This window comes from Chitinophaga sp., from assembly GCF_039596155.1.
Taxonomy (GTDB): domain Bacteria; phylum Bacteroidota; class Bacteroidia; order Chitinophagales; family Chitinophagaceae; genus Chitinophaga.
Map to the genome: position 1 here is coordinate 13,173 of NZ_JBCNKF010000013.1, position 23,892 is coordinate 37,064.

The following is a 23,892-nucleotide window of genomic DNA, read 5'->3' on the forward strand; positions in this document are numbered from 1 at the left end:
AATCGGATATGGCAGCGTTATCACTTGGTCTTCTGGAGTTTGGTTATCACAAAAGAAACGTGGATAGCCTCACTGTAATGCAAAATATACTGAACTACATAGAACAGGCGGATCGATTGGGATATACCCGGTTTTGGCTCACAGAACACCACAGCTATTATGGTACCAGCCCCTGGTCAAATCCTGAAATGTTTTTGCCGGTGTTACTCACTGCAACCGCGCGCATAAAAGTTGGTATGGCGGGGATATTGATTAACTACCATTCTCCTTATCGCGTAGCGCTGAATTTTAAGCTGCTGGCCAACCTTTTTTCGGACAGGGTGGATCTGGGTTTTGCTAACGGCACGCCTTCGGAAAATGTATCAAGATACCTGTTACAAAGCGATTTCGATAAAAGGCCTGACAACTACTTTAAAAATATCGGGGAGGTACATCGCTTTATGTTCCAGGAGGAGGCACTCAGTCAGACCGAGAAAATAGTCATACCACCTTATGGAGGCATCGTGCCTTCACTTTACCTGCTTTCTTCCTTTTCTACACATCTCGATAAGGCTACTGAATTGCAGCTCAACTTCTGCAAATCGTTGTTTCATGATGTTGGCAGCAGAACCCCGGAAAGAGATAAGATCGAACGCTACCGGGAGCAGTTTTATAAAAAGTACCAGGTCTGTCCGGAGGTGAGCCTGGCTGTTCCTTTTATCTGTGCATCTACCCGCGAGGAAGCCCTGCGTATGGAAGAGCGAACTGCAGAAAAGAGAGTGATAAATACCATATTAGGTAGTCCTGCAGAAATTCACGAATACCTGCGGCAACTGCAACAGGATTTTGGCGTGGATGAATATATACTCTATGACCGGAGCCTGGATCCAGTTGCAAAAATGGAAGCACTGGACATGCTGGACCAGGAAATCGGGCTTGTTTCAAAACCAGTAAAATGTAATCTATGATATCCGCTTTTGAGAAATTTGTCTACCGTATTCCTTTCCTGCCGTATCAGCAAGGTCCTTCACCGCGTACGGTGGAGGAGATGGATGATTACCTGATACATTTTTTACGCCGGGATAGCTTCAGGGAAGCTTTATATATTGCATCACCAGACTTTTTTCAGGAAGCCGAAACTTTTCTTCGGGAACCAGCTGCATTTAATCCGCGACGGCTGGCAAAATTCAGGGAAACCACGATGAAATATATTATGAGGATGACGACCAGGGCTACTCCTTTCGGATTATTTTCCGGTTGCGGCACTGGTATTTTCTCTGATAAAACTGCATTAGTGCCGGATGAGTACCAGCCTTTCGACAGGCACGTAAGGCTGGATATGGGGTTATTAAGTTCATTCGCGGAATATATGCTCGCCGACAGGGAGCTGCGAAAAACCCTGTTGTATTTTCCCAATAATACGCTGTATAGGAACGGAGAACAATTGAGATATATTGAATACAGGTATGACGAGGAGGGGCGTTCTTACAACCTGGCTTCCGCGATGACAAATGAATATGTTGAGAAAATACTGAATAAGGTATTGGAAGGAAGTACGATTGAGCAGCTTTCGACAGTGCTGGTGGACGATGACATTACTTATGAAGAAGCGGAAGATTTTGTCCAGGAAATGATAGACGCCCAATTGCTCATTAGCGAGCTGGAGCCACAGATCACTGGTGTAGACTATAACTCCCAGTTAATGGGAATATTGAAGGACAAACTCACGGCAGGAGGCTGGCCGGAACAGGTAACAGTGTTTTTAACGAAGAGCGCTGCACTACTACAAGAGATTGCAGATAAATGCAAAGAGATCCTGGAGGCTTCCACGTACTCCGAGTCAGTTTATAAAGACATCGTAGCACTGGCCAGGCAACTGGACCTGCGCTACCCGGTAAAACATTATATACAGGTAGATTGCAGCATTCGGGATACACAGGCTGGCAGCCTCGATAAAAACATCCTGAGCGAGGTTATCAAAGGAACAAAAAACTACCTGAAGCTTTGTCTTTACAGTTCTGCAAGTATCATGCAGCGCTTTAGAACTAAGTTTGCCGATGCTTATGAAGGACGATTCGTAAAGCTGTCGGAAGCCCTCGATCCCGAAATGGGAATAGGATATGGACTTATCTCCAACGATTTGCTCGATATCACTCCCTTTGTGGATGATATCCCTATAGCTGGCAGAGGAAGCAGTGAAAATATGGAGTTGCATTGGAGAAGTAAGCTACACACGCTGTTGCTAAGGAGAATTATTGCCGGGAAAGGAGCGGAAATAGAACTGACAGATAAGGAACTGGAAGAACTCAATTACGATGAAGAGGGCGTGCCGGCAACTTTCAATGCGTTTGTTTCTATTTATTTTGACAAAGAAGGAAAACATCTGATTAACTTCCACCATGTAGGGGCAAGCACAGCCACAGGCCTGATGGGCCGTTTTGGCAGAATAGGAGACTTTGGAACATTGATAAAGGATATCTGTGCATATGAAGAAGCCTATTTTGCCGATTGTGCAGTTGCTGAAATCAATCATCTTCCCGATTCGAGAACAGGTAATATCATGCTCAGGGAGGCATTCCGTTCTTTTGAAATCAGTTACTTTTCTAAACCTGCCCAACCTGCATATAGCAAAATAGGAATAGACGATCTCTATATCGGTATCAAGGATAACCGGCTGATACTATATGCTAAGTCTTTGGGAAAGGAGGTCGTGCCGCGGTTATCAAATGCACAGAATTTTAATAAAGACCCACTGCCTATATATCGATTTCTGTGTGACTACCAGGATAATTGTGGTAATGGCTACCTGACAATGGTCATGGATGTTGGTCCGCTGCCGCAGCTGCTGGAGCATATACCCAGGATACGTTACCGCAATTTTATTTACTGGCCGGCTACCTGGTATATTCAGGTGGACGAGATAAAACGCCTGTTTGCCTTGCCGCAGGAGGAACTGAGGAGCAAGGTACTGGCATTTCTCAATGCCAAAGGTGTTCCCGCCTGCTTTTGTCTGAGTTACGGGGAAGGGGATATGCTGATTGATACATCGAATCCTTTTATGGTCGACTTTTTTATATCGGAGATACATGACATGCAGCGGATTACGCTGAAAGAGTCGCTGCTGGCTGCCGCCACTTCAACAGTAGTGGCAAATGGGAAAGGCCATTATGCACACGAGTTGATCATTCCGTTTAAGAAGGAAAAGAAACCTGGTAAGTCCGTAACCCTAAAGAGCGAACTTCCGGACGCTTATTTTTCAAAAGGAGTCAAAAGAAGTTTTTGTCCGGGAGAAGACTGGGTTTATCTGAAGGTATATGCCGGCGTAAAGACCTGTAGTAAAATTGTTACTACTGTATTGCCTCCACTAATTGAAGAATTAAAAAACCAGGCAATAATAACGGAATGGTTTTTTATCCGGTACAATGACCCGTCATTTCATCTGCGAATCCGGCTTCGGCTTAGAGACCGTTCCGACTATAATACCACTATCCAGCGCTTACTGGATGCTCTTTCTCCTTTTGTGGAAGCCGAAACAGTTAAGAGCCTGGTACTGGATACGTATACGCGCGAATTGGAACGTTACGGCTTTGGACTGATCGCGCCGGCGGAGCAAATTTTTGCCATTGATAGTGAAGGCTGCCTGGCATTGTTACAACAACTGGGGGAGAAAGGTGTATCAGGCTACGCATGGCTGCCCGCTTTGTCGGTTATCGATATGTACCTGGGTGTGTTTGGACTTAATGATAAAGAGAAATATAACTTCTCCAAGCAGATGCGGGATAATTTTAGCGCAGAGTTTAACGGAAATAAGCAGCAACGGCGACATATTGTATCCCGGTATCGCCTGCAAAAATCCATGATTGACGGATATTGGCGCGATTACCGGATCAACGATATCGATGTCTCATTCATTATCAGTATCCTGGAAGAATACCGGGTTAAACTATCAGCAATATATGAAGCATCTTATGCAAATCTGCCATTGGAAGAACGGCAGAATTATGTAGGAAGCTTCCTGCATATGTTCATCGTCAGGTTTTTCAGTTCTAAAAACAGGTTGCATGAGTACCTGCTTTACGGGCTGATGGAGCAGCACTACAGGTACTTAATAGGCAGAAATGAATATCAGCAGCATGAAATGGTTTAGATCACGCACACCTTTTTACTTTCAGACCAGTTCGATGGATTGCAGCATCGCCTGTCTGAAAATGATATCGGCGTTTTACGGAAAACGGTTTAGTACGGAATATATCCGGCTTTTCACCGATTTCGAAAGAAGCGGCGTATCTATGTTTGGCCTTAGCAATGGTGCTAAGCGCCTGGGATTTGAGGTGGATGCCATGATGATTTCCCTGGATAATCTCCGGCAATGGCTGTTAAGCGGACCATTGATTCTACACTGGAATAAAAACCATTTTGTTGTTTTGTATAGCATGAAGGGAAATAAGTTTCTCGTCGCAGATCCGGCAAAGGGGATGATTGGAGTAGATGTAGATCACTTAATCCGTTCTGCCTTTTATACTGACCCGGTTCATGGAGACGTGGCTTATATCATGCGGTTAACGCCAACCCCTGATTTTCATTTGCAGGAAGAAGACAAAGAAGGGCGTAAAAGACAACTGGCATTCTTATCATCGAATATCCGCCAGTATAAGGTGTATTTTTTCATAATCATGTGGGGATTACTGTTGGGATTGGGAGCACAGTTTTTTATCCCTTTCTTTACACAATCAGTAGTCGACCTTGGTATACGGTCAGCAGACCTGCAATTTGTGGCCTATGTATTACTCGGGCAGGCAGTCATGATGTTAAGTACTACCTTATTCGGAATACTGAGGGGGTGGATTACGCTTCACCTGAGTACAAGGATTAATTTTTCGTTGTTGTCTGTTTTTCTGCAAAAATTATTCAAAGTACCACTTCTCTTTTTTGAAACCCGGAAAGTTAGCGATATACTCCAGCGTATTACAGATCATCACCGCATCGAAGTGTTTTTGACGCGGGTGTTACTGAACCTTTTCTTTTCATTGCTTACTATCATTGTGTACTCTATCGTATTAGCGTATTATAATTTGTCTTTCCTGTTGCTCTTTTATACAAGTGCAATCCTTTACCTGGGTTGGATAGCGCTCTTTATGAAAAAAAGAAAGATAATAGATTGGAAGCGATTTGAAATGGAATCCCAAAATCAGTCTGTTATTATCCAGATTGTAAATGGAATACATGACCTGAAAGTGAATAATGCGCATGATAAATTTTATGAGAAATGGAGAGGTAACCAGGTGGAATTGGTGAAGAATGACTTTAATAGTATGCGACTGTCTCAGGTACAGGAAACAGGGGCTTCTATCATCTTTCAGCTTTCACAGATTGGTATTACCTTCTTGTCCGTCAAACTGGTGATCGGGCATCAGCTTACCATGGGCGCTATGCTATCCGTACAGTTTATTATCGGCCAGCTGATTATGCCAATAGGTAGTATTGTGAGCGCATTAATAAGCGGACAAGATGCTAAATTGAGTTTTGAGCGACTCATGGATATCTGGAGTATCAAGAATGAAGAAGAACTAAGAACGGTGAACGGGGAAAAAGTGAACGTGCCGGCAAAAGGAAATATTGTATTCAAGGATCTGACTTTCAGATACCCAGGCCAGCAGTCCGACCCCGCGATCAACAACCTTAACCTGGAGATCCCGCACGGAAAAACGACTGCCATTGTAGGATTAAGTGGCAGCGGCAAGACCTCCATCCTGAAATTATTGTTGGGATATTATACCAACTATACCGGGCAACTCTCTATAGGAGGCGTTGATATTAATCAGCTGGACCTGAATGAATGGAGAAACCAATGTGGCGTAGTGTTGCAGGAGAGCTATCTATTTAGTGATACGATTGCAAAAAATATTGCGATGGATGAGCATGTGGATTATGACCGGCTGCTGTATGCAATGAAGCTGGCAAATATACATGACTATGTGGAGGAATTACCAATGAAGCATCACACGGTAATCGGTGCCGAAGGTAAGGGGATCAGTCAGGGGCAACGCCAGCGTATATTGATTGCGAGGGCAATTTATAAAGACCCTAAATATATTTTACTGGATGAGGCAACTAATTCGCTGGATGCAGAAAATGAACATGCCATTCTGGATAACCTTACATCTTTTTTTAAAGGTAAAACTGTGGTGATTATTGCGCATAGATTAAGTACTGTGCAATTTGTGGATCATATCCAGGTGATAGATAAAGGAATGGTGGCTGAAAATGGATCCCATGATGCACTGATAAGCCGCCAGGGAAAATATTATGAACTGATTAAAAGACAAATGGCCATGAATCTGGTCGGTTAACCTGATGCTTATGTCATTAAATGGTATTATTCTCAGAAGAGAAAGTGTAAAACTGCTGCGGATTACGATTGGGATATTTGCTTTGTTCACTATTGGTCTTGTAACCTTGTTGTATTGTTACCATCCCAGCGTGCCCAGGACGGTTTCATTGTCCGTATTCAGGATGGAAAATATGCAGCCTGGCAATGCCTTTTTGGTTATCTCCGGGGCTGGTCCAAATGTTAGCCTGGAAGGTAAGCACATCAGCGCGGATTTTACCACCGGGGATTGTGAAAAGACCATACCTGCCGGTTTAACTTTACTTAAATGCGTGGGCAGGGGAAGAAATGGAAGTAAAGATACTTTCCTCGTGAGGGCCGACCTGCCGGATCAGGTACCATTTACGCAGTGGAAGCATCTTCGTGGTCAGGCTGTATTGATAGTCAAAGCGGAGCATCATCTTTTATATAACCTGTTACGCACAAGTGCACATTAGATCATATAAAAATCTTCTTTATGCCAGGACAACGTTTCTATAAGGATCACTTTGAAATTACGACGGTGTTGGAGCAGCATTACGGGCAAATTAGTCAGGAGTTCAGTGAGGTAGCCGGGCAGGAGATATACCTGGAATGGCCGGAAACACAGCTGTATAATCATGGGTGGAATGTGTTTGGCTTGCGTTTTCAGCGGAGGGATATTGAATTGGCGCATCAATATAGCCCGACTCTCTCTTATATTATACAGCAGTATGACAAGCTGATTGCTACTGCCGGTTTTTCCAGAATGGCCGCCGGTACTGTTATCCACCCGCACGCAGGATATACTTCGGCGTTATTGCGATGTCATATGGGTATTCGGATCCCTGATGGCGATTGCTGCCTGAAAGTAGATGGTGAAACCATCCATTGGCAGGAGGGAAGAAGTTTCATATTTGACGACACCTTTATACATGAAGCCTGGAACAATACCGCTGAAAGCAGGACTATTCTTTTACTGGACCTGGACAAAGCCATACTGCTTAACTCCAAAGAATAAAACGTAACCTATGACAGCAGCCAATGAAATGCCTTATAGTTATTATCCAACGGGAAAGGATGAGTATAAGTTTATTACTGATCATGGGAATGAATATACTGTATCGTTCGTCAAATACTGGCAGGGTGATATCGTACAGTTATATTCCGGTATTAATGCTTCCATATATGAGTTCTATTTTGACACGCTGGATATCCGGAGCAAAGTGTTTGATAACCGGATCTCTTTCACGCTGTTTGATATATTGGAGAGTTTCCTCAACCATCCTGGAAGAGCCGCTTATTACGTTACGCAGCGGGCGGATGGAAGGGCTAAAGAACTCTTTAAAGTATACCAGTTCTGGTACGCCAACTATTTACGTCATAAGAAGGATACCCGGTCTTATTTTCATAAAATAGATAGGGTAGTTTTATATGATGGGGTGCCGGAGGCCTATGTTTCCAGCCTGACCTGGGAGGGACGCTTTGATGATGTAGATCTTGATAATGCACTGGACATAGTCTTAAAGGAAATATATCCAAACGCAACCATACATACATTCAAATAAAAGAAGTTATTAAATGATGTTACTATGTGGACGCCAATAGCCATACCAGGGCTTTTTTTACCAAAAATAACGGAGATCAGAGATACCATTGTTTCCGCACTGGAGAATGGATACCGCCCATCTCCGGGGGTATTTGATGGTGCAGCGGGCCTGGCCATTTTTCTGTCGGAATATGATCGGTATCATGGGGCGCGTGAGAATGCCGGTATCGTAGAGATGCTGATTGAAGGTGCTTTTGAACAGATCCAGGCTGAATGGCCGACTGCTTCATTTTGCCAGGGTGTAAGTGGTTTATTATGGGCCACGGATTACCTGAATAGGTATCATGCCCTGGACATGCAGTTTGATCTGGATGACGTGGCCATCTGCCTGTTGAATGAAATGGAAGTATTGTCTGGCATGGATAATTTTGATTACCTGCATGGCGCAGACGGGATATGGATGTATTTAATGAAACGCGCCGCGGATATTGATCAGGACCACCTGAACAAACACCTGTGGGAAATATACCGACAGTCGGAAAAGGATGCCAACGGCATTAAATGGGAATCGTACGTTGATTTCAGAACGCAGGAAAAAGGTTATAATCTCAGTTTGTCGCATGGAATATCTGCCAGGATAATACTGTTGTCCAGGATGCTGCATAGTCAGCCAGACCCAAAATTGGCGGATACTTTGAAGCAGGCGGTTGGTTTTCTTAGCTCGTGTAAAAATCAACAGCCCGGGTTTAGATCTGTATTCCCAGGTTATGTAAAGGCTGTTGTACAACCAGGTAATAGCCGTTTGGGTTGGTGCTATGGCGATATGGGGAATGCCTTTGCACTTTACACGGCAGGGAAAGCACTTGAAGATCATGCCCTTATTGCAGAGGCATTGTCTGTGATGCGGCATGCTGCCGGCAGAAGAAATCCGGAAGATAATTCCGTATTTGATGCTGGCTTGTGCCACGGTACCGCCGGCATTGCACATATGTTTAACAGGATGTATCAGTCTGCCGGAGGTGAGGAGTTTCGCGATGCTGCATTGTACTGGTATACGCAAACGCTGGACCACGCAGTCTTTACAGACGGGCTTTCCGGCTACAAAAAGTACGACGCGGAAAGAGGATGGCAAAATGAATACGCTATGCTGGAAGGCATTGCTGGTATCGGTTTGTCTTTGCTGGCGGGGATTGACAGTCACAACCCCGCATGGGACGAATCCCTGTTACTCAGTTAGTATTGTTTTCGAAATTTCAAACCAGCACCAACATGTTTTTCCTGTCGGCACAACCGGATGATTTTTATTTTTTATGGCAGTTAGAGATACAACTATATAATTTTCACCTGATGAAGATTGCCCCTCAACAAATTCATGTACTGATCGCATATGATCCGTTAAAGGGTTTGCAGGCGCATTTCGCTGAGTTTATCAGGGAAAACAGGTACGCGACTTTTTTTACATATCCTGATACCCGCGTCCAAAGAGAATATCCGTCCGGCATAAGGCCGCATATCATCAGGAAACATTTTACAGTACATCCGTGGCTGGAAGGTGAAACCGTATTTTATCATGATTCGGACCTGATATTTCGGGAGCTGCCTGATTTTAACTCCCTGCTCAGGGATGATTGCTGGTACATGTCCGATACCTCGGCCTATATCAGCGCCGCTTATATAACACAGGTAGCAGGGGCTGAGCTTTTGAGCAAAATGTGCCGGATTGTTGGTATTGAGCCTGCGTGTGCGTGCTCCATTGATGCCAATGCCGGCGGCGCCCAGTACCTCATCAAAGAAGCGAGCATCGGCTTCTGGGAGAAAGTAGAAAAAGACAGCGAGCAGTTATACCTGCTACTGAATGCATGCAATGCATCACACAGGGAACAGCAGTACCTGCATCCGCCGGAAAAGAAAACGGCTGATGCCAGCGGTCCGCCGCAGGCCTGGTGTGCAGACATGTGGGCACTGCTATGGAATGCGTTGTTGTTTCAAAAAGAAGTCCGGATTCACCGGGAGCTGGATTTTTGCTGGACAGACGATCCCATCGCAGATTGGTACAATAAAAAAATGCTGCATTATTCCGGACTGGTAGAGGAAAGGAAGAAGACCGTGTTCAGGAAAACTACTTATCTGCATCATCCTCCTTATTTTGACATGAATCTGGACAAGATCAATCCGGAAATATGCTGCGCTCCGTTGGTAGCGTTAATAAACGATTATACCCGGGAACATAAACTCCCACTCAGAACAGATCTCAGGGATGTGACATTTTTGATTCCTGTCAGGATAGATACTGCCAGCCGCCTGGAAAATATCTCCATCATTACTCGTTTCCTGTATAAGTATTTCGACACAAACATTCAGCTGCTGGAGTCTGATGAAACCTCCAAAATAGACAGGCAGTTGTTGGCGCCCGGAACGATGAACGCTTTCAGGTACGATGATACCCCACTGCTGCATAGAACTAAAATCAATAATCTATTAATCAGGCAGGCACAGACTCCCCTGGTAGCTATTTACGACACGGATGTCATTATTCCGCCTACACAAATCATAGCAACAGTGAACATGCTGAGGAGCCGCAAGGTATCTCTTGTTACACCATATGATGGACGCTTTATTAGCCTGGACACTATTTTTAAATCGCTGTTTGACAAATTGCTGGACACGGCCCTGCTGGAAGCACATATAGACAAATTCCCGGTTACCACACACCGGTCCTTCGGTGGAGCGGTATTCGTTCACAGACAAGACTATATGGCAGCGGGAATGGAAGATGAACATTTCGTCAGCTGGGGGCCTGAAGATATTGAACGGCCTAAAAGAATGCGGATCCTGGGATATAAAACTGCACGGATAGACGGTCCACTCTTCCACCTACCCCATGAAAGAGGCCTGAATTCTGGCTATGCATCGGCAGACGCACATATAGAAATGATGGGAAGATACCTTAAGATAACCAACATGGATCATGAAGAATTATGGAATGATATAGCGGAACGGACGTTTAATAATAAATCCTTAAAGTAATTACTTATGATTACGGCAAACAGCCTATTTAATATTGAGGCGATCACTAATATCCTGGAACAGAAATGCACAGCAGGATTGGGTCTTATTGGTGGCAAGATGGGGCTGGCGCTCTTTTATTTTACACTTCCACCGGAATATCACCAGCGGGGGTACGAATTGCTGGACCACATCAGTGATCATATTATGGAGGTAGATAATGCCAGCTTTTCCAACGGGTTGGCAGGCATAGGTTGGGGAATAGAATGGACGGTACAAAAAGAATTCTTGTCAGCAAATACAGATGATATATTGCAGGATCTGGATGATGAATTATATAAGAAGCTGGTATATGCATATGCTACACATATTTCATTGTCTGATGGCAGTCTTTCCCAGGGCATGTATTTTACCAGCAGACTTAAAAGCAGGAATTTTAAAACGCATCGGTTTAACCAGGTAGTGCATCAGGAATCGATCTTTCTGATAGTGGAGGAGATCGCAGAAGCCTTGTCAACGGAAAGCGGAAAACTCGAAGCCCTGCTGGAACCCGGCAAGGCGGCCGGATATAATACGCTTATCGACATTGCACAAAGCCTACTTTTCTTTTCCAATTTGTCTTCAGTGAACCTGAAATATGTACTGATCAACGAGACTATTTATTATATCATTGGTTTTATCGAGAAATTTTTCGAAACAGCTTTTAAGTACCTGTCGGACCCGCGGGCATATGCCGCCTGTGTATACCTGGCATATGCGCAATACTATACCGGCGATAGATACAATTTCGATATCTGGAAAAAAAGAGCCCTGTTACACTTTGATCAGATTATTGGGAATGTCAATTTCTCCATTACTGATTTGATGGAAGACAGCGGCTATCTTTGCGCAGCATATACCTTCAGCTTATATGGATGGGCTGTTGCTTCAGAGAGAAAAGACGCTGCCGCTTTGCTGGATACCCTTGTCCAGGATGCTGCAGACAATGAAAGTATCCATGCTGACCTGCTTTTACAAAGCGTCATTTATCAGATGTTACAGTGTGTGGACCCACTAAATTGTAAAGCATTTTCCAGCGATATCCTGTTGATGCGCTAAACATTTATCGTTTATGAAATATTTTCCTGACAACAGAACCCAGGCCTCTACCAATATTAAACAGGTGCAAAGTGTTGTGCTTAGAATGCTCAAAATAATGGACCACATTTGTAGTGAGAATGATATCCATTTTTGGCTGGAATATGGAACAATGCTGGGCGCCGTTCGCCACAACGGATTTATTCCCTGGGATAATGAAGCTGACATCGGTATGATGAGAAATGATTTTGAACAGTTTTCAGCAATAGCTGCAAATGCACTGCCTCATGATATTTTCTTCCAAACGAAAGATACAGATGCGGAATATCTTTATTCCAGTAATTATATTGAAGCTAAGCTGAGGGATAAGTATAGCAATTATTGCAATTTTGAAGTAAATCACCCCGAGTTCAGGTGGCATAATGGTATACAGGTGGATATATTCATTTATGACTATGATGAGGTGCACGGGGGATGCTTTACCAATGCCTATGAGCGGTTGTTTAACCACAGTAACAGCTATCTTACGGAAGCGGAAGTAGAATACCAGGAGAAGTGTAAATTCGAAGACACACACTTTTATATTCCTGCGGGTTACGACCCCTACCTCCGTCGGAATTACGGCAACTATATGTTACTACCCCCGGAGGCGGAACGGCAGGCAGAATATGTGGAGGTATTCAAGCCCTGCAGGCATAAGGAAACACTTATTTGGAAGTAATCAACTACTTAGATGGTGCTTGTATGAAAACCAGTCAAATGACTTTAAGTATTCAGACCGTGTTCATTTTGAGGGAAAACATTCTTTTCCTGGAAGAATGGATCAAATATCATCTGGCGCTGGGGGTACAGCGGTTCTTTCTATATGATAATTCTAATTCGGCGGGATATGACGGGAGTACCAGGACCACTAACCGGTATAATATCTGTTATGCAGATCTGACCGCACACCTTACGGATGATGCGGTGCTTGCTATTCGTGACAGGTTGCTGGATGTCTATGGTCGCTATATTGTTTATACGCAGTGGGATCCCCTTGATGAGGAAGGGAAGGTGACATTTGGACAAAGGGACGCGATCATGCATTACAAACAGGAATATGCTGATAAGGATGGCTGGACGGCTTTTATAGATATGGATGAATACATCTATAGCCGTTACCCGATCACAGCGGTTTTAAAAAAATGCACCCGCACTGGTATTTCAGATATCGTCATACTGCAAAAGAAATTCAGGGATCGCTTTGCAGTACCATACACGCCGGTTACAGAGATTGTCGATTGTATTGAAGGTATTGATACGGCTAACTGGGCACCCAAGCACATTCTGAGGCATTGTAAATTGGATTTCAGCCTGCCCTACTGGAACTGGGGAATACACCAGCTGCCCGTCAGGAATTGTGGACGGATGGTGGCAGATATCAGTCATCTTCGTTTCAATCACTATAATGTAAATGAAACGCAATTGTCCTGGATGCAGGAGTTTTATAATACGCCGCATCCGTTTTCGTTGAATGCCACCTGCGATGAATTGTTGCGGCAATACCGGGGTATGTTGGCGGGTAAAGGTACCTGCCTTCTATGAGGTAACCCCGGAAATTGTCAGCTGTGCTGAAAAGATCTTTATCAGTTCGCTGTTTCCAATGCCCTACCATTTCAGCGATAAAAAACTGCAAAAAGCTCCATTCTTTTTGTATTTTAACCCCAAGGCAGTTAATATGTTTGGGACAGTTAGAACATCTGAATTTAATGCCGTGGTAAAACAGTATTACCCGGCTATCGTCTTTTTCGCAGAAAAAATTATCGATAACCATGCTGTGGCACAGGAAATCGCACAGGATGTCTTTGTGAAATTATGGGAGCAGGGAAACAACTTCGGGAACGACACCCATATCAGGAATTTCCTTTATCTCTCAGCTCGTAACCGCTGTCTTAACTATATCAGGGATAACAAAAGAAGACAACAAAGGGAAGAATCCATCCCGCTCGCCCCTCTCTCCGAAGACGAAATCACCAACAATATCATCCTTGCCGAAATCTGGCGGGAAATCGAACACGCCATCAATACCCTGCCTGAGCAATGCCAGAAAGTGATCAAACTCACCTTCCAGGAAGGCAAAACAACCGACGAAATCGCCCAAATGCTCGATATTACTGAAAGCACCGTTCGTAATCAGAAAGCCAGGGGCCTTTCCCTGCTTAAAAAGTCCCTGTCTAACCCGGCGTTTTCATTCCTGTTGTTACTCCTGTAAATTTTTTTTCAAATCCTTTAGACGAACCACACCTGTTTGGTGTTATTATAATGTAATCGCTTGAAATGATGAGCCAACCACCACCAGAATTGCCATTTCAGATAGCCTACTTAATAAAGAAATACATTGCCGGTGAGATCTCGCCGGAGGAGCAGGCCACATTAGATGCATGGATCAACCAGTCCGACAGTAACAGGATACTCTGGGATGACCTCCTGCAAGGGCAGGCTTCCGGGTGGACCAACACGCCGTTGCAGTCATTTGATATGGACGTGGTAATTGGCTCAATTCATCAAAAGATCAGGAAAAACAGGCAGCGCCGCATCTTTATTTATAGTGCTGCCGCCGCTGTTCTTTTGATTATCGGTAGCATAGGCATGCAATACCTGAAGGTGCTTACCCCCCCAGAATCGGAGATGGTGATGGTTGTTCCAGGTAATGAGGTCCCTCCCGGTTCCACAAAGGCCCGCCTTGTGATGGACAATGGTCATACCATCGGATTGGATAAAGCGGGGGACTCCACTTTTGCTGAAGGCGCGGATGTACAGGTGCAGCAACAACAGGGTGTATTGTCGTTTCAGGCAAAGAATAATGCCAGGGAGCTACCATCCTTCAATACACTCATTACACCCAAAGGAGGCGAGTATAAGCTGGTACTCCATGATGGTACCGTGGTATGGTTAAATGCAGCATCTTCTATCCGCTTCCCGAACAGGTTCTCCGGCAAACAACGTGCTGTGGAACTTACCGGCGAAGCTTACTTCGAAGTAGCACACGATCCGCAACGACCATTTATTGTAACGGTAAATGGTTCGGAAATCCAGGTGTTGGGCACCGCCTTTGACGTGAAAGCCTATCAGCCGGCTATTACCTACACTACACTGGTAAACGGGGCTGTGAGGGTTGCACCGGCCGGTAGCAAAGGAGAGGTTTTACACCCGGGGCAAATGGCCAGGTCAGGTAATGGCGGGCTGCGTATTACAACCGCTGATGTAGAACAGGTGACGGCCTGGAAAAACAAACAGATCATATTACGAGATGCCGATCTGCGGGATATTATGGAGGAATTGTCAAGGTGGTATAATGTAGAGGTAGTCTATGCAGGTGATTTTAAAGGCGCAACAGGTGTGACCATTGAAATCAGCAGAGATGTACCATTAAAGAAAATATTAGAGATGATCATGCTGACGAAATCAGCCAGGTTTAAAATAGATGGAGATGTAGTAACAGTTTTGCCGTTCAGGTCAAATTAGGCCCTGTTCAGATGAAAAGGAAGCGGGGATCGGAGTAGGTAAAATGAATCAGGGTAATTCAGCATACTTCATCATCATTAAGAGTGATTCATGAAGATGCCCATGATTAAAACAATACCAGATTGAATTTAATTTCATGCAGATCAAATCAGCAACAGATGTACGCTTATCATGATTACATCTAAATCAAAATCAACAGTACAACACCGACATTGAAAAGTCAACAACCAATTTGAGTCTAAACCAATAATCAACCAAAAAACTGCAAACGAGTGGCCAGCGTTGCAGTACTTAATCCTCCAACTATGAATGCAGAATCTACTTCACGGATGTGGAGACGGCTTTTTATTGTCTTTATCCGACGGCACCAGGCACTGTTATGTGCATTGCTGCTATACATGCTGCCAATGACTGCAAATGCGCAGTCCGCCATTTCATTTACTGTGAACAATGCCAGTCTGCAATCTGTACTGGCTACTATCAAAACGCAGAGCGGGTATGGGATCGTATATACCAAAGAGCTATTGAAGGACACTCACCCCGTCACCGCAACTTTTTCGAACCAGCCGCTGACTGCAGTGCTGGAACGCTGCTTCGACGGCCAGCCCGTTACCTACAGGATTGTAGAGCGTAACATCATCATCATCGAAAGACCAAGGAAAAGTTTTTCTCCGGCTGCCATCGAAGATACGACAGTCGTTGTAACAGGACAGGTGAGTGGTAAGAATAGTGCATTCCTTGTAGGTGCCTCAGTAAAAGTACAAGGTATGCCTTCCGGTGTTACCACCAATAGAGAAGGGTGGTTTGTGATCGGTGCACCCAGGGGTAGTCAGCTCACCATCAGCTATGTAGGTTTTAAACCTTACACCATCAGGGTGCACCCTAACATGGGCCGCTTGTCTATTGCCCTGGAACAGGTAGAAACGACCCTGGAGGCTGTGAATATCTCCAACACCACAAAAGTAAAAGATCCCACCCTGCAGATCGATTTAACCAATCGCAGTTATATGAACCTGGGACAGGTACTGCAGGGCACCGTACCCGGATTAAGCTTGCAAACAAGAAGCACCACCGTCAAAAAAATAACCAGCATCGGTGTATGGAATGCGCGATTGGGCTGGACCTTCATGACGACAGAACAGTTCCTGAAATCTTATCCGACTTATGGACAACAGGTTTTAGATGCTTTCCTCTCCGGCAATTTTCCCAGCTGGATGAACAAAGCTATTTACCAGGTAAGGATCACTACGCAGGTAGCTACTTCACTGGTTCCGGAACTAAGAGGTTCTAATTCATTCGCCGGCAATACAGATGGTATGCTGGTAGTTATAGACGGCTTTCCCAGAGATGGTTTCCCCGCGGATTTCCCTATGAGCAATGTCGAATCGCTGGAAGTGATCAAAGATCCTAAAGAGCTGGTGAAATGGGGCGCCAAAGCCATTAATGGTATTATCATGGTTCGGACCAAACAGGGGAGATCGGGAGAGATTCGTGTGAATTATTCTGTAAACCTGTATTACCAGCCTGCCCCAAAATTCAACCGGGAGAAACTGTATTTGCCTTCTTCTCCTGATGTATTGGATTACATGCGGCAGGCAGATTCACTATTTAATCAGAATACATTTAATCCAAATACTACATTCCAGATCAATCCCGCGCAGAGATTGCTCAGTCAGCTGCATAATAATTATATTACGGCAGATGCTTTTAAAGCCAGCTGGGACTCACTGGGTAGATTAGATAATGCTTCTCAGTTACGTCACCTGCAGCAAAATGCACTTAATCAAAATCATTCCCTATCGGTAACCGGCGGCTCCAATAAGTATCGCTTTTCTTTTATTGGCGGGTATAATACTACCAATGACAACTCCCTCAACGGCTCAAACAAGCTCGTAAGTTTGAATGCCAATAACGTATTAAACTTACTACATGACAATCTGAACATTAACTGGACATTGTATGTGGCTCATACTACCAGTCGTGCCGGTTATAGCATCAACCCAAGTAACCTCGGCCTGCAGCCTTACCAATTGTTGCTCGATAACCAGGGGAAATATATATATGACTATTCTACTTTCAATCCCGATGCGAACAATGTGATCATGAGCAAAGGCTATTATAACAATGGGGTCAACATTCTTGAAGATGCCCGTCTGAATAGCACTATCAACAAAAGTTTACTGGCACAGTCCAGGTTAAACCTAAATTGGAAGTTACTGCCTGGTCTGCAATGGAGCGCATCCCTGTTAAATAATGCACAGGATAATACCGCTGATTTATTTTATGATCAGCAATCCAGTTATGTTCGGCAACTGGTGAACCAATATGGTCAATATTATGCGAACGGGGTGAAGTTTTATGTGCCTTATGGCGATATCCTGAACAGAAGTAAGAGCACCAACACCGAATGGAACCTTCGTTCCGGCTTATCTTATAATCAGACTATCGGCAAACATGAAATTGACCTCTCTGTGGGTGGAGGTGCAGCCAGCATAGGTTACAGAAGACCCAATAATTACGTGTTGTACGGCTACAATTCTGCAACAGGTACAGGTGCTCCCATTTATTTGCCAACACCAGATCCAACGGCAGCTATTACCAATTACTATGCACTGTTCAATGGTCAGGGAGCAACTGTATATCCGTATAGCCTGGTTGTACCTGGCAATATGTTAAATACCAATTCGAGGAACATCAACTATAATGCAGGTGCACGGTACACTTTCAATAAGCGCATCACTTTATCAGGCCGTTACAATAGTGTGCTGAATCCAAGTTATGGACAGAACACGAAGTATTCAACATTAACAAATTTAAACCTGGAAGGTAGTGGGGAGCTGTTCAAACAACCTGTCAATAAATGGATAGATGGTGTAGCTGTTTCCACTGGCTTATCAGATACCAGGATGCCGGATCTGCCTGTAAGCTATGCTACCAACAGGTATCAGCAGGTGTACTGGAATAACTATGGTATATGGGTGAGTGGTTATTCACCTACACAACAAAGCGGTCAGTCCATCCGCAACATCTACCAGCGTGTGAAGGTCGGATTGGGTAAAGGTCGATACGAGGTGACTATAGGTTATAATTCGCAAAAAATGACGGGACTGGTCGGGTCTGGTAGTAAAGACTACACCACTGCCGGCGATAGCAGTGCATTAATACATTATGTAAGTGCAACAGCAAAAGCCAACCTGCGCAAAGGATTATTCAACCTGGTGGTTAATTACAGCAAATCTCCTGAAGGGCAGTCGCAGGTAAATGGTGCGATGAAATACAGCATCGCCAAAGAAACTTATTTCCATTCTTCCATCATCAGTACACTGGATGCTGAAGGGCTGATCCAGAATATCAGCGCATACCAGGGGCTTGATCTGATGCTGAGTACCAACGTGGCTGGTGGAGGTAGTTATTCCCTGGCGACCAACAGCTCATTCACCACTTTGCCACCACAAAACCTCAATTATGAAGTGAGAGGCCGTATTGGTATGCTCAATGATCAGTACATGCTTGATCTGCGGTATTATAACAGGACCACTTCCGGTGTGAATAGTAGTATCTCCGTTGCAGCAGATGCATCCAGCGGGTTGGGTAGCCAGATTACCTATAGTAATATCGTCAATAAAGGGGTCGAGTTTTTCCTGAAATCAGAATTAATAAAGAAGGTGAAGTTCTCGTATAGTGTTACCCTGAATGGTGCTTACAATGTCAATATGGCGAAGACTGTACCAACTCCCGGTTTTACCGCAACAGATGCCTATGCCACCGCTTATCGTGATGGCTATAATACCAGCAATTTATGGGCTTTTAAATGGGCCGGACTGGATAACAAGGGTAATCCCCAGATCTATAATAAAGAGGGCAAAATAACGGCTGTATTAGACAGTGCAACGGTATCTTCTGCATTGACCTACGCAGGTGTATTGCGGGCCCCCTGGAATGGTGGATTGATCCATGAACTTACCTGGGGGAATTTCTTTGGCAGGGCTGCCGTGACTTTTAGCTGGGGCGCGATTATGAAGAGATATATACCAACTCCTTCCACGGATGCGCCAAACAGCAGTTTGATCCGCTACAGGTGGAGAAAAGAAGGAGATGAGCTGCATACGGATGTACCTGCAATGTCTACAGATGGGGCCAGCAGTTTCCGCGGTTTTGTCACTAATAATTCAACGAACAGCATTATGTCGGCCAATTACATACGCTTACAGGAGGTGATGATTGGCTGGCGCTTCCCGCAGCGATTTGTGCAGCGGTTGAAAATGAATAATATCCTGGTGACACTGCAGGGACAGAACCTGGCAATATGGACCCAGAACAAATATCACCTGGATCCAACCGTCGTAAGCTCCAACGGGGTAGTGGGGATGCCTATTCCTAAACAGTATTCATGCAGCTTCATGATCGGTCTCTAATATTGAAAGTTTAAAATCCTGGAAATGAAAAAGATTATATATTTTTTACTGACCTTAATTGTGTTCACGGGTTGTGAAAAGTTCCTGGATGTAAATCCATCCACAGCGTCTGTCAATCCTACTACTGTCGCTGAGTTCCAGGAGATCCTGAATGCCGACTCGCTGGCTATCGGTAATTATATGCTCACAGACCTGATGAGTGATGATGTACGGCTGACAAATGCAGCATTGGCCGGACAGGATAATTTTTATTCCCGTTCTTATCTGTGGAGCAACGTGATCTGGAATCCCACGGATGAAGATTATATGTATAGTAGTTCTTACGCCCGTATTCTGCAGATGAACATTATTCTGAGCAGGATCAATACAGCTCCGAAAGATTCTGTGAATACTGTGGAGAACCGGAGCAATGTGGTTTCTCAGAGTCTTATTCAGCGCAGCTATTATTATCTGCAGCTGGCCAATGTATATGGCGCGGGCTATAACAGTACGACTGCCGCTACTGATCTTGCCGTACCATTGGTATTAGCACCAGATGCGGCAGCACAACCATCCAGGGCTACTGTAAAAGAAGTGTACACCAAATTGATCACTGATTTGCGGCAGGCTGTGAATAATCCTTACCTGCCTGCAATGGGACAGGACATTATCCATCCCGGCAAGGCAGCAGGGTATGCGCTGCTGTCACGTGCCTACCTGTACATGGCTGCATATGATTCCGCCTTGTTATATGCCGATTCTTCACTGGCACTGGCGAGTTCGCTGAAGGATATTTCATCGTCTTATTCCGGGCCTACGCAATTAGTCGATCTCAAAACAAACCCTGAGATTCTCATGGCAAAAGTGGCATACGAACAGAATTTCTATTCCATTATCAAGTATGCCTTTCAGGTCAGTAGTGAGTTGGCCAGCCTTTTGTCGTTCAGCGACGGCCGCTATAATACAAGGCTCACCTGGTACACTTACAAAACTACCACCTATAACGGTAGTACTACCTTGTTCTCTGATTTTAGTGTCAGCGTACCCGAAGTAATGCTTACCAAAGCAGAGTGCCTGGCCAGGAGGGGAGATGCCGCTGGTGCAATGAACCTGGTGAATACCCTCGCAGCTAAAAGGATCAGGAATTACGTATCGCTTACCACCAGTAATGCAGATAGTGCGCTGGTATATGTATTGAACGAACGGCGCCGGGAGTTGTTTGTACACGGCGGCCTGCGTTTATTTGACCTGAAGCGGTTCAATGTTAACACCAGTACCCAGGTCACTTTGACCAGGAAACAGGATGACGGTACTGTGATTGCTACACTGCCCCCTTTATCCAGCAGGTACCTGGTACCATTTACACAAAAGATATTGGCAAACAATCCAAATATGGTGCAGAATGTCAGACAATAAATTTGAAATTATGCTTGCAAAATATAGTGCCATCATTTTATTATTATTCCTGTTCTCCTGCCATAAGCAGGACGATGAACTGACTGCGCTGGCAAGGGAATTAGGCGCCTATAAATATTCATATATCGAAACGGGTTCCGCCATCCGGTTAAATGGCGTCACTTCAGGCGATACAACACTGACTTACCGCGGATTTCCGGTGTCGCTGACAGGCAATGCGTCAGGTGAAACGGTGGTGACGGCAACCATCGATACCTCCCTGATCGCTTCCTATAATACGCTATATCACGAGTCAAATCCTTCCATTGATGCCAATGCTTTCCGGCCTTCTTTTAATGGTACATACCGGATTGCCGCCAATGAGACAACAGCTGCAGATTCGCTGTACATTTTATTAAATGATGCGACTAAACTGGCGGATAGCACAGTTTACCTGGTACCGGTTCGCCTCGCTGCCAGCAATGGAGGAAAGGTGACGACGTCTGTTGTCTTTTTCAAAATGATGGTGACGATTACCAATGTTGAGTTGTATGTAAATGGCGGGTCGGCTTTTGGCTATACATCTCCTTATGCCCGTAATGGCAGCCAGTACTGGGGTTTATACCTGTCGAAAGACGGATCAGGACAGGTAACGGGACCCTCTTCATTGAATATCAGTGTAGCGGCGAGTGCGCGCTTTTCTGCCAGTGAATTGCATGCTTACGCCGTGACAGATGTGAGTGATTCGCTGATCACGGCATTTTCAGCTGCTGCTTATAATACATATCAACGTTTCCCGGAAGGGACCTATTCTCTTACAAAGGCCGGGGCTACTGTACCTGCAAAAGCTTTGTACAGCACTGATAGCCTGACAATTTCTTTCAGTAATTATGATGCTTTCAAACCTGGTGTTTTTTATCTCATGGGTGTCAGGCTGGTGACCAATCAGCAGGATGCACTCAGCGCGCCGGCTAAAAAAGGCGCTGCGGCTTATGCATTGTTCAGTTTTTATATCCTACAATAATGATGAAGAAGATCCTGATCCTGCCGGTCCTGTTGTGGTGCACTGCACTGAAGGGGCAGGCATTGAAAGATACCAGTGCTTATGCGGCTAAGCTGGCAGCCTATCAGTACCAGTTTGCCGATACGGCAGGTGTACAACATTCACTGGAAGAATTTAAAGGGAAGTATGTCTACCTGGATATATGGGCATCCTGGTGTTATCCCTGTCGTAAGGAGTATCCAGCGCTGCGGGAGCTGGCCAACAATATTGACCCGCGGAAAATTGCCGTGATCAGTATTTCTATTGACCAGCAGGAATACAGGTGGAAAGGAGGCATGATGGGGTACGGTATCAATCAGGGCATGCAATGGTGGGCGCATGATACTGCGTTTGTAACAGATTTCCGGGTGGATAGGATTCCCCGGTTTATACTCCTGGATAAGCAGGGAAAGGTCATGCGGTTTTCTATGACCAGGCCCTCGGATGCGCAAACAATTACATTCTTAAAAAATCTGAAATAATAGATATGAGGTCTACATTAATTATGCTGCTGGTAGTGCTTGCAGGTTCCTTCGGGATGGTACATGCACAGCAGAAATTCGTCATCAAAGGTAAGCTGGGCCATATAAAAGAGCCGGCAATGGTATATATCATGTATTTCAATAAATACCTGCAAACGGATTCTGCCGAAGTAAAGAACAACGAGTTTACACTGTCAGGTACTGTCAACCTGAAACAGCGGGTAAATATCCTCCTGAGACAGGGTAATAGAAGGTCCGCGGGTTCCAGGGACGAGTTAGCCATTTACCTGGAGGACGGTGTAATAGAAGTGACCTCTCCGGATTCCCTGGCACATGCCATACTGGGCGGCTCACAGCTGAACAAAGATCAGCAGGAGCTGGTCAGGACCGTGGGTAATCTCAAAGAGTTACAGGCGGGTATCGTTGCGAAATTTAAGATGGAACCTGATTCTGTAAAACGTATGCGTTTAATGGAAGACTACAAGCAACTGGATGTATTGCTGCAAACGAACCTGGCAGGGTTTATTCAGTCACATCCTAACTCCCTGGTGGCGATGCATGCATTGAGAGCCAATTTCAATCCCGTGGATAATGTAGAACTGGCCACGAACTTATTTAACTCGCTGACAGATTCCGTGAAGGCTTCTTCTTCAGGTGAATTATATAAGGAGGCTATAGAGAACGTCTATAAACTAAGTGTAGGTAAACCTGCGCCTGATTTTGCAGCAAAAGACATGCAGGGTGTTGAAAAACATTTATCTGATTTCAAAGGTAAGTATGTATTGCTCGACTTCTGGGCAAGCTGGTGTGGCCCATGCCGCAGGGAAAGTCCGAACCTGGTGGATAGTTACGCAAAGTTCAGGGATAAGCAATTCGAGATCATCAGTTTTTCAGTAGATAAAGAATCCGCTGACTGGAAGAAGGCGGTAGAAAAAGATCAGTATACCTGGACCAACCTTGTCGATTACCTCGACCCTGATGCATCGGTCGCTAAGCTCTATGGGATAACGTCATTACCTACAAACTTTTTAATCGATCCTGCCGGGAAGATCATTGCACAGAACCTGAGAGGAGAAGAGCTCGGTAAACAGTTGGCTGAAATTTTAAATTAATAATTC

General features: G+C 44.8%; 18 protein-coding genes. All 18 read left to right on the plus strand.

What is annotated here, in order from left to right; genetic code table 11:
- Positions 1 to 8 precede the first annotated feature (8 nt).
- The 18 genes from ABDW33_RS14225 (at position 9) to ABDW33_RS14310 (ending at position 23,886) form a co-directional block, all read left to right on the plus strand.
- Entirely contained in the window at positions 9 to 947 is a 939-nt protein-coding gene (locus tag ABDW33_RS14225) for an LLM class flavin-dependent oxidoreductase (protein ID WP_343690733.1), read from the plus strand.
- Positions 944 to 4,126 (plus strand): lantibiotic dehydratase, encoded by a 3,183-nt coding sequence (locus tag ABDW33_RS14230; protein WP_343690734.1) that lies wholly within the window; start codon positions 944 to 946, stop codon positions 4,124 to 4,126. The genes ABDW33_RS14225 and ABDW33_RS14230 overlap by 4 nt, the downstream gene beginning before the upstream one ends.
- Complete coding sequence (locus tag ABDW33_RS14235; protein WP_343690735.1) at positions 4,113 to 6,329, plus strand: peptidase domain-containing ABC transporter; 2,217 nt, start codon at positions 4,113 to 4,115, stop codon at positions 6,327 to 6,329. Before ABDW33_RS14230 ends, ABDW33_RS14235 begins: the two co-directional genes overlap by 14 nt.
- Positions 6,330 to 6,339: 10 nt before the next feature.
- Positions 6,340 to 6,804: a hypothetical protein gene (locus ABDW33_RS14240; protein ID WP_343690736.1), complete on the plus strand. Its 465-nt coding sequence runs from the start codon at positions 6,340 to 6,342 to the stop codon at positions 6,802 to 6,804.
- Positions 6,805 to 6,824: 20 nt separating this feature from the next.
- Positions 6,825 to 7,346 (plus strand): aspartyl/asparaginyl beta-hydroxylase domain-containing protein, encoded by a 522-nt coding sequence (locus ABDW33_RS14245; RefSeq protein WP_343690737.1) that lies wholly within the window; start codon positions 6,825 to 6,827, stop codon positions 7,344 to 7,346.
- Positions 7,347 to 7,356: 10 nt separating this feature from the next.
- On the plus strand, positions 7,357 to 7,893 hold the full coding sequence (locus ABDW33_RS14250; RefSeq protein ID WP_343690738.1) for a hypothetical protein: 537 nt from the start codon (positions 7,357 to 7,359) through the stop codon (positions 7,891 to 7,893).
- Positions 7,894 to 7,917: 24 nt separating this feature from the next.
- Positions 7,918 to 9,111, plus strand: coding sequence for a lanthionine synthetase C family protein (locus ABDW33_RS14255; RefSeq protein WP_343690739.1), 1,194 nt, complete (start codon positions 7,918 to 7,920; stop codon positions 9,109 to 9,111).
- Between the two features lie 32 nt (positions 9,112 to 9,143).
- Entirely contained in the window at positions 9,144 to 10,901 is a 1,758-nt protein-coding gene (locus ABDW33_RS14260; RefSeq protein WP_343690740.1) for a galactosyltransferase-related protein, read from the plus strand.
- A 6-nt stretch (positions 10,902 to 10,907) separates the two neighbouring features.
- Entirely contained in the window at positions 10,908 to 11,978 is a 1,071-nt protein-coding gene (locus tag ABDW33_RS14265) for a hypothetical protein (RefSeq protein ID WP_343690741.1), read from the plus strand.
- A 13-nt stretch (positions 11,979 to 11,991) separates the two neighbouring features.
- Positions 11,992 to 12,678, plus strand: a complete 687-nt coding sequence (locus ABDW33_RS14270) for a LicD family protein (RefSeq protein ID WP_343690742.1) — start codon at positions 11,992 to 11,994, stop codon at positions 12,676 to 12,678.
- 38 nt (positions 12,679 to 12,716) lie between these two features.
- Positions 12,717 to 13,541 (plus strand): glycosyltransferase family 2 protein, encoded by an 825-nt coding sequence (locus ABDW33_RS14275; RefSeq protein ID WP_343690743.1) that lies wholly within the window; start codon positions 12,717 to 12,719, stop codon positions 13,539 to 13,541.
- Positions 13,542 to 13,674: 133 nt separating this feature from the next.
- Positions 13,675 to 14,208, plus strand: coding sequence for an RNA polymerase sigma-70 factor (locus ABDW33_RS14280; protein ID WP_343690744.1), 534 nt, complete (start codon positions 13,675 to 13,677; stop codon positions 14,206 to 14,208).
- A gap of 65 nt (positions 14,209 to 14,273) precedes the next feature.
- Positions 14,274 to 15,461: a FecR domain-containing protein gene (locus ABDW33_RS14285; RefSeq protein ID WP_343690745.1), complete on the plus strand. Its 1,188-nt coding sequence runs from the start codon at positions 14,274 to 14,276 to the stop codon at positions 15,459 to 15,461.
- Positions 15,462 to 15,766: 305 nt separating this feature from the next.
- A complete protein-coding gene (locus tag ABDW33_RS14290) occupies positions 15,767 to 19,876 on the plus strand; it encodes a carboxypeptidase-like regulatory domain-containing protein (RefSeq protein ID WP_343690746.1) in 4,110 nt (1,369 codons plus the stop codon).
- 24 nt (positions 19,877 to 19,900) lie between these two features.
- Positions 19,901 to 21,271, plus strand: a complete 1,371-nt coding sequence (locus tag ABDW33_RS14295; RefSeq protein ID WP_343690747.1) for a RagB/SusD family nutrient uptake outer membrane protein — start codon at positions 19,901 to 19,903, stop codon at positions 21,269 to 21,271.
- Positions 21,272 to 21,281: 10 nt separating this feature from the next.
- Positions 21,282 to 22,274: a DUF1735 domain-containing protein gene (locus ABDW33_RS14300; RefSeq protein WP_343690748.1), complete on the plus strand. Its 993-nt coding sequence runs from the start codon at positions 21,282 to 21,284 to the stop codon at positions 22,272 to 22,274.
- Positions 22,274 to 22,774 carry a TlpA disulfide reductase family protein gene (locus ABDW33_RS14305; RefSeq protein WP_343690749.1) on the plus strand — a complete coding sequence of 167 codons (501 nt, stop codon included), beginning with the start codon at positions 22,274 to 22,276 and terminating at the stop codon, positions 22,772 to 22,774. The genes ABDW33_RS14300 and ABDW33_RS14305 overlap by 1 nt, the downstream gene beginning before the upstream one ends.
- A 5-nt stretch (positions 22,775 to 22,779) precedes the next feature.
- Complete coding sequence (locus ABDW33_RS14310; RefSeq protein WP_343690750.1) at positions 22,780 to 23,886, plus strand: TlpA disulfide reductase family protein; 1,107 nt, start codon at positions 22,780 to 22,782, stop codon at positions 23,884 to 23,886.
- Positions 23,887 to 23,892: the final 6 nt, after the last annotated feature.